The sequence below is a fragment of the Bacillus pseudomycoides DSM 12442 genome, from assembly GCF_000161455.1.
GTDB classification, from domain to species: domain Bacteria; phylum Bacillota; class Bacilli; order Bacillales; family Bacillaceae_G; genus Bacillus_A; species Bacillus_A pseudomycoides.
Genome location: NZ_CM000745.1, coordinates 5,509,374 through 5,510,465, shown reverse-complemented (window position 1 = coordinate 5,510,465; position 1,092 = coordinate 5,509,374). Strand labels below are relative to the sequence as shown.

The window sequence follows — 1,092 nt, the reverse complement described above, 5'->3', positions numbered from 1 at the left end:
GTCGGCTCTTATTGAATTGAACCCAAAAAGTTAGACAAGAGAATTTAAGTAGCTTCTTTGAGCATGGGTCCGATATTGTAAAGGACTCATGCCTTTTAATTTTACTGTAATTCTTTTGTGGTTATAATACTGGAACACTTCGATATACAATGGTTCAGTGCTTATTCAAAATATCCGGCAGGTTATGATATTAACACATATGATGGTTCTAACGGAAATTATACAGATAATGTAGATGGATCTGTTCCATATGGAATTTATGCGTGTCAAGACGGATATATTGATATTGGTCAAAACATTTGGGTAGAAGAAAAACATTTTGATGTAAAGTAGTATCTCGAAATTCATGAATATTAAATTAGATGAAAAAAAGCATCATAGGATGCTTTTTTTGCGGTGGGGTTAATCCCTGTAAAACGGTGATCGGAGCGTAGAGAGAAATTAATGGAAGAGCAACTGATACATAGTTGCTCTTTTTCTTTTGAAAGAAAGTGATAACAATGAATCACTTATAGAAAAAGCTAGCCATATATGCATTAAGCCATCAGGTGTACTTAGTAACACAGTAGAAATTTCAGGTGAAAAAACAAGAGAATAAAACGGAGATGTTCAGTAATGGAAATTAGACAAAAATTAGTTAACTCAAGTAAATATGGTATAAAGTGTCCCTATGCAATGACACCGGAATTCATCACAGTGCATAATACGTACAATGATGCATCAGCTGAAAATGAAATATCTTATATGATTGGAAATAATAATTCAGTTTCATTCCATGTTGCAGTAGACGATAAAGAAGCAGTACAAGGTATTCCGTTCGATCGTAATGCTTGGCATGCTGGTGATGGTAACGGAAATGGGAATCGTAAATCTATCGGGGTTGAAATTTGCTACTCTTTAAGCGGTGGGGATAGATATTACAAAGCAGAAGATACTGCTGCAATTATTATAGCTCAGTTAATGGAACAATTTAACATCCCAATTAGTAATATACGTACTCATAAATCGTGGAGTGGAAAACATTGTCCACACCGTATGCTCGACGAAGGAAGATTGGACCATTTCATTGAGAAGGTAAATAACGCATTTAAC

General features: G+C 34.7%; 2 protein-coding genes and 1 pseudogene. 2 read left to right on the top strand and 1 reads right to left on the bottom strand.

Annotation, left to right across the window (positions count from 1 at the left end):
- Positions 1-30: 30 nt before the first annotated feature.
- Positions 31-138: an IS3 family transposase gene (locus BPMYX0001_RS35080; protein WP_157753651.1), complete on the bottom strand. Its 108-nt coding sequence runs from the start codon at positions 136-138 to the stop codon at positions 31-33.
- Here BPMYX0001_RS35080 and BPMYX0001_RS27850 point away from each other — a divergent pair.
- Together BPMYX0001_RS27850 and BPMYX0001_RS27845 are read left to right on the top strand one after the other, a co-directional pair.
- Positions 133-333: pseudogene (locus BPMYX0001_RS27850) on the top strand (peptidase M23); the annotation flags it as partial. The gene BPMYX0001_RS35080 and the pseudogene BPMYX0001_RS27850 sit on opposite strands and share 6 nt — an antisense overlap.
- 282 nt (positions 334-615) lie before the next feature.
- Positions 616-1,092 (top strand): peptidoglycan recognition protein family protein (locus tag BPMYX0001_RS27845; RefSeq protein ID WP_033799506.1); only part of this gene is annotated, 477 nt, incomplete at its 3' end.